A 6,274-nucleotide genomic window follows, 5' to 3' on the forward strand; every position below is an offset into this window, starting at 1 on the left:
GCGGTGCTTCAACAAGCTCAAGAACGCCCGACGCGTCGCAACACGCTACGACAAGACGGCCGAAAGCTTCTTGGGCTTCATCGACATCACCTCTATCCGCCTTTGGCTCCGTCATTTGTCAACATGACCTAGGACGGTCGGCACGGCGCATATCGACGCCGCAGGGTTCGGAGTGCCCGTGTTTCGTGCCGATGGTGGCATGGCAGGGGCCCTGGTGATCGGCGCGCCTCTGGAGCGCGCCACCCGGAACCAAAAACTCTGCGTGACAGCGGCAAAGGCAAGCGCCGATCAACTTTCGATGGCACTTGGCTATCGTCCGGACATGACAGGAACTGCCCTGCATTAGGCGCGTTCCGCACCGGACCGCACGCCGATCCAAAGCGGCGTGCGCCGTGACACGGCACGCCACTTTGGCTGTCCGAGACGCCCTGTTACCTCAGTCCCAGTCCGCGCGCGATGATGCCGCGCAGAATTTCGCGGGTGCCCCCCCTGAGCGAGAACGACGGCACCGCGAGTTCGGTATAGGCCAGCACCGCCGCATAGCTGTCGCGTCCCCCGGGCACGGCCGGGCGAGAGACCAGGCTGCGGGCCAGTCGCGGAATGTCCTGTTCATAAAGCGCGCCGAGGTCCTTGACGATGGCGGCCTGGAGCGCGGGGTTCTTGCCCTCGTTCAGCATCCCCGCGACCGACCGCGACATTTGCCGCAGCACCATCAGATGCGCGGACAGGCGGCCGATCTCGGCCTGTTGCGCCTCGGTGGCGTCTTCGCGCAGCAACCGGAACAGTTCTTCGATCAGGGCAAAGGACGACAGGAACCGTTCCGGTCCGCTGCGCTCGAAGGCCAGTTCGCTCATGACCTGCGACCAGCCCCCGCCCTTTTCGCCCAATAGCGCGTCGGATGGCAGGAACGTGTCGTCGAAGATGACCTGGTTGAAATGATGCTCGCCGCACATGTCGATGATCGGGCTGATCTGGATGTTCTCGGTGGCCTTGAGATCAACCAGGAACTGGCTCATTCCGCCGTGGCGGTCCTCGCTTTTGCCGGTGCGGCAGAACAGGATCATGTAATCGGCCACATGTGCGTAGGTCGTCCAGACCTTCGTGCCATTGATCTGAAAGCCGCCCTCGACCTCGGTGGCGACGGTGCGCGTGGCAGCGAGGTCCGATCCGGAATCGGGCTCGCTCATCCCGATGCAGAAACACAGCTCGCCCGCGGCGATGCGCGGCACGATCCGGCGTTTCTGTTCTTCGGTGCCCTTGGCCAGAATCAGGGGGGCGCTCTGACGGTCGGCGATCCAGTGCGAGATGACGGGCGCACCGGCGGCCAGCAGCTCTTCGGACACGACATAGCGTTCCAGCGCGCTGCGGGCGTGCCCGCCGTATTCCTTGGGAAAGGTCATGCCGACCCAACCACGCTGCGCCAGCTTGCGTGAAAAGTCACGGCTGTACCCGTTCCAGGATTTCGCGCGCTTTTCGGGCGAAAAATCGGCCAGCTCTTCGGCCAGAAACGCGCGGACCTCTTGCCTGAGGTCGTCGTGATCGGCGCCGGGAGGGGGTGGGGGAAATGCAGTGAGGGTCATGTCGGGGTGCCTTGTGCAGTGCTGTCGGTGATGAAATGCCAAAAGGTGTCACGGGGGCCCGACAGGGCGGCCCGCCCCAGCTCTCTGGTCCAGTCCAGTTCGGTGCCGAACTCGTCGCGCCAGCTCCAGATCCGTTTGGTGAAATGGTGCAGCGCATGTTCCTGGGTATAGCCGATGGCCCCATGAACCTGATGAGCCAGCGCACCGACCGTTTCCGCGGCTTCTCCGGCGCGGCTTTTGGCGGCGGCAACGGTCAGCGCAAAGGCGGCTGTGTCATAGCTGTTGGCCGCCATTTCGGCGGCAGTGCGCGAAGCGGCGGTTTCTCCGGCCATCGTTGCGAGGTATTGCTGAATCGCCTGAAACTTGCCGATCGATCGTCCGAACTGGACCCGGTCGTTGGCGTATTCGACACTCATCTTCAGGATGGTTTCCATCGCACCGGCGGTGGCCAGGCTACGGACAAGCGCACCCAGCCCGCGCATCCCGCCCATCGACCCGGGCAAGGCGGCGGCATTGGCCTCTGTCAGATCGAGATCGACCGCGACATCGTCGCGCGGCATCCCGGCGAGGTCCTGCGCCAGGGTGACGGTCAGATCCTTCACCGGCAGGGACAATACGTGATCGGCGCCATCCAGCGCGGCAATGGTCACGATCCGGTCCGCCCAGCGGGCAAAAGGCACCAGCGTCAGCTGCCCGCTTGCATGCACGGCACCGCCGCGCCGTTCCAGCTGCAGCACCTCGCCCTCGGCAATGGTCAGCCTACCGCCGGGCAGGGCCAGACCCGCACGCGCCAGAACCGCATTTGCGATCAGGGTTTCGGCGAGCGGCAGGGGCAGGCCATGCGCCCCGGCAATGCGCACAAGCCCGAGCGCCTCGGCGGCGGGCACGCCGAAGCCGCCAGCCTCTTCGGGCACCAGCGCCATGTGCAACCCGGCCTCTTCGATCCGGGTCCAGAGGGCCTCGGGGCATTGTCCGGCGGCGGCGTCCTCGCGCAGGCCGTGGCTGACATGGTCGCGGAAAAGCCGCTCGGCCATGTCGAAGATCATCGACTCCATCAGGTGGTCCTTTCAGACAGTGCTTGGTTGTAGGTTGAAATGCCGTGTTCTGGTGTGTTGTGACGGGCGTGAAGTGATTGCCCGTCGGTTTCCATCGCAGCGCCCAGCGGCGGCAGATGCAGCCGTGTGCGCAGATCCTGACGAAACGGACCGGCGGCGGGCGGCGTGCCGCCGTCCCGGCGGTATTTCTCAAGACAATCGGCGATCTTGTCACCAATCTCGGCTGGCGTCGCCGGGTCCGAGGGCGATCCGGGATGCGCCGCAACCGAAGTTTCGGCCAGGATTTCGTTGCCTCTGCGCAGGCGGACATGGACCGCCCCATGGTCCACGCCGACGCGATCCTGCCCCGCGTCCGGTTCGGTTTCGATGGTCACCATGTCCATCAGGCGACGGATCTCGGCCCGGTGGGGGCTGTCGCCCTCGAAATCCGCGAGCCCGACCTGGCCCTGATGCAGGGCGGCGCACAGGGTATAGGCGGCACAGAACTTGGCTTCCATTCCGTCCTTGGGATTGGTGACATGCAGGGGCACCATGACGCCCTTGGGCACTGTCATTTCGATCGCCGAGTCCCCGGGCACCGCGTCGCCGCCGCGTTCGGTGTATAGATGCCGCCCTGCGGCGATCATCCTGTGCGTGAGATAGCAGCACGGATAAAGCTTGCGCGACACGCTGCCCAGATCGATCCTTGGCACCACTTCCTCAGGGTCGGCCGCAAGCCCGTCCGGACCGGCATAAAGATCGAAGAAGCCGCGCGGCGCGAAGATATCGGGAGCGCCGGTAATGCCGGCCTCGGCCATGCGGGCAGCGCGCAGTCCGACAAGGGCGGCGTTGCCGGCCTGGATCGGCTTGGCCATCGCGCCGAAATTGATCTGCAATCCGCCGGCCAGCGACGCGGCCAGGGACAGGGCGTTGCCGATGGCGGCCTTGTCGAGGCCAAGCTGATGCGCGACTGCTGCCGCCGCGGCCACTGCCCCGATCGTCGATGTGGCGTGCCAGCCCTTGTCGTAGTGACCAAAGCCCAGGACCTGTCCCAGCGCGACATTGACGGCCGTTCCCACCGCAAGCGCGGGGGCGACGCGGGCGGCCGTCTCGGGCCGCGCGTCGGCCATGGCCAGCAGCGCCGGCACGAAAACCACACTGGGGTGCGTGACACTGAGCGTGTGGACATCGTCGAAGTCCAGCGCATGACCGGCGACGGCGTTGAGGAACGCGGCCCGTTCGACGCCCCCCGTTTCAGGGGGGCTTGTCGGCGTGGCCGCCTCGTCCCCGTCAAGTGCCGCCAGCCGGCGGACCACCGGCTCGTGCCACCCGCCGTAGATGACAGCGACCGTATCCTCCACGCAAAGCGCGGCCTGCTCGGCATCTGCCTCGCTCAGCCGATGCTGCGCAGCGACGAACCGCGTCAAACGGGAGGTGAAACCACTGATCATGTGCTGCTCCTCTCTGGTACTGCACTATGCCTCATGTTGGGAGGTACTATCAATTCAGGGGACTATCTGTTTGCATATATGTGTTGAAGTAGACTATTCGCATTGTGATCCCTGCTGAACTGACACAGTCTGGGCGGCAATCCTTCATCTAAATCCAAGTGGGATCAGGCGCCGCTCGTGTCTGGAAACCTGCGGGAAGAAGGGCGAGCGTGGTTGAGGGTGTCGGCGTGAAAGGTATGGAAGACAAAGGCGCAAACGCGACAAGACATCGCGCGCCGCCGTTTTGCCAATATCCGTCAAACATTCCTTTCGCAAAGACCCGGCGTTATCGGTTCTGTCGAGCATTCGCTCTTGCTGTTCCCGCGCCCCGCGCGTTGCGGGCCGCCGCGGATGAAGGCGGAGTTTTCGACATTGCTGCCCGGCCAACGCGCCCGGCGCGGTCGCATCTGCCGCCGTTTCGCAAGCGGACTGGACGCCTTCGGAAAAGTGGGTGCGGATGTCTGCTCTGAAACGATCCGGCTTTCGCAATCCGGTTGCGGCTGTCTGTTTGCTGTGTTGTCTCGCAGGTGCCATCGCGCAGGGCGTCTTCCCTGCAAGCGGTATATCGATCGCGGCCGTGCCGTTCTTTGGCGCCTATCTCGTGATTGCGTACCGCAACATCGCCCGCGTCGGATGGGTGCTGCTTTTCTTCTCGCTCGCGATTGCCGTTCTGGCGCTGGCCGATGGCATCGAAACCCGCATCTTCACCGAAGCGGCGGGGCGTATCGTGTTTTTGTCCGCTCTGCTGACGGCTGCCGCTTTCCTGCGCATCGCGGCCACTCAAGATTCGGTTGTCGTAGTTGCCGGAGAATTTCTGACGCTGCAGCCGCCGACCCGCCGCTATGCCTCTCTGGGTGCGGGTGGGCACCTGTTCGGCGTGCTTTTGAATCTCGGCGGGCTCGGTGTGATGCTGGAGGTCATCATGAAGGGGCTGGCGGCCCATCGCCATGAAATGGACGATTTCGTGTACGAGGCGCGCAAGCGAAGAATGGTGAGCGCCTGTATGCGGGGGTTTTCCTCGATCGCTTTCTGGACGCCGTTCGGAATCGCGCTCAATCTGATGATCCTCACCATTCCGGGGCTCGAATGGGCGACACTGGCCCCCTACGGAATTGCGCTGGCCGGGGTGCTTTTCCTTCTGGGGTGGCTGCTCGACACGGTGGAATGGTGGCGTCCACCCTCGGCGCGCGGCCGGGCGCCGCCCCTAACCGGAGACCTGCCGGGCTGGGCCCGCTGGTCTGTCCTGATCGTTGCCGGTCATGTCCTTGTTCTGGGAACCGCCGTGGTGGCGCTGGACACGGCGACCGAATACAGTTTCCAGACCGTACTGATCACCATCATGCCGGTTTATGCGCTTCTTTGGTTGGGACTGCGCCGCGGAATTGGCAGCATTCCCGACACGTCGCGCCGGTTCGTGGCCCAGGCACCGGGATTCGCAACCGAGATGAGCGTTATCGCTTCGGCGGGGTTCATCGGCCTTGTTGCACTGCAAGTCGTCCCGGTCGAATGGATTGCCGACCATCTCGGCTGGATTGCAGCGCGACCGGTGATGACCGTTGTGATGGTGATCATGACTGTGTTCTGGACGGGGTTGCTGGGCGTGCACCCGATGATATCGGTGGTGCTGCTGGCGGAAGTGGTCAACCGCGTCGGCGTGGATGGCTTGTCGCCGCTCGCTTTAGGCCTTGCACTGGCTGGCGGCTGGAGCAGTATCATCTGCATGGGGCCTGCCATCACAGCCGTCGTCTATGCCTCCTCCATTGTCGGGGAACGACCGATGACCATCGGTTTGCGCTGGAACGGCATTTTCGGTCTTGTCAGCATTCTTCTCATCACGCTCATCATTGGCGGCGGCGTCGCCACGGGGCTGCTCTGACCGCGCTGATTTCCTGATCCTGTGCCGGGCGCAGCCAATCGCACATATGTGTTCGATCAAGCATGTCACATGCCGGAAGGTGCTGGATCGACTCCGTTCCAGTACAGTTGCTCTGCGTAAATCCGTCGGCGATCTGCCGGGGAAACAGAAGCATCGGAGCGACGATCCTTAGTTCGCCCTGAACAACTCTTATCCGGTTGATTTTGCTTGGGTATGGCACGAATTTGTTGGGCAGGAAGTGCAGGATTTCGTATTATCCGGGCGGAAACCCTGCAATTTCGAGCCATGATATGA

The 6,274-nt window shown here is 63.7% G+C and carries 5 protein-coding genes and 1 pseudogene; 2 read left to right on the plus strand and 4 right to left on the minus strand.

Going from position 1 to position 6,274, the window contains the following annotated elements; genetic code table 11:
* Window positions 1-127 (plus strand): annotated as a pseudogene (locus DL899_RS18875) (IS5/IS1182 family transposase); the annotation flags it as partial.
* Window positions 128-431: 304 nt separating this feature from the next.
* Here DL899_RS18875 and DL899_RS18885 read toward each other — a convergent pair.
* From DL899_RS18885 to DL899_RS18895, 3 genes are read right to left on the minus strand one after another with little or no spacing between them, the layout of a single operon-like run.
* Window positions 432-1,580, minus strand: coding sequence for an acyl-CoA dehydrogenase family protein (locus tag DL899_RS18885; protein ID WP_111735861.1), 1,149 nt, complete (start codon window positions 1,578-1,580; stop codon window positions 432-434).
* Complete coding sequence (locus DL899_RS18890; protein WP_111735862.1) at window positions 1,577-2,635, minus strand: acyl-CoA dehydrogenase family protein; 1,059 nt, start codon at window positions 2,633-2,635, stop codon at window positions 1,577-1,579. The genes DL899_RS18885 and DL899_RS18890 overlap by 4 nt, the downstream gene beginning before the upstream one ends.
* Window positions 2,635-4,065: an MmgE/PrpD family protein gene (locus DL899_RS18895; RefSeq protein ID WP_111735863.1), complete on the minus strand. Its 1,431-nt coding sequence runs from the start codon at window positions 4,063-4,065 to the stop codon at window positions 2,635-2,637. The genes DL899_RS18890 and DL899_RS18895 overlap by 1 nt, the downstream gene beginning before the upstream one ends.
* 496 nt (window positions 4,066-4,561) lie before the next feature.
* On the opposite strand from DL899_RS18895, the gene DL899_RS18900 reads away from it, so the two are divergent.
* The gene (locus DL899_RS18900; protein ID WP_111735864.1) at window positions 4,562-5,980 is read left to right on the plus strand and encodes a hypothetical protein; all 1,419 of its coding nucleotides are present in this window, start codon (window positions 4,562-4,564) and stop codon (window positions 5,978-5,980) included.
* A gap of 65 nt (window positions 5,981-6,045) precedes the next feature.
* Here the strand turns inward: DL899_RS18900 and DL899_RS19775 are convergent.
* Window positions 6,046-6,274, minus strand: a 229-nt coding sequence (locus DL899_RS19775) for a hypothetical protein (protein ID WP_204355371.1), incomplete at its 5' end; no start/stop codon positions are given.

The sequence above is a fragment of the Roseovarius amoyensis genome (genome assembly GCF_003260265.1).
GTDB lineage: Bacteria > Pseudomonadota > Alphaproteobacteria > Rhodobacterales > Rhodobacteraceae > Roseovarius > Roseovarius amoyensis.

Coding starts and splice junctions, on each gene's coding strand:
- DL899_RS18885 (WP_111735861.1), bottom strand. CDS start 1,580: ATGACCCTCACTGCATTTCCCCCACCCCCTCCCGGCGCCGATCACGAC.
- DL899_RS18895 (WP_111735863.1), bottom strand. CDS start 4,065: ATGATCAGTGGTTTCACCTCCCGTTTGACGCGGTTCGTCGCTGCGCAG.
- DL899_RS18900 (WP_111735864.1), top strand. CDS start 4,562: ATGTCTGCTCTGAAACGATCCGGCTTTCGCAATCCGGTTGCGGCTGTC.
- DL899_RS18890 (WP_111735862.1), bottom strand. CDS start 2,635: ATGGAGTCGATGATCTTCGACATGGCCGAGCGGCTTTTCCGCGACCAT.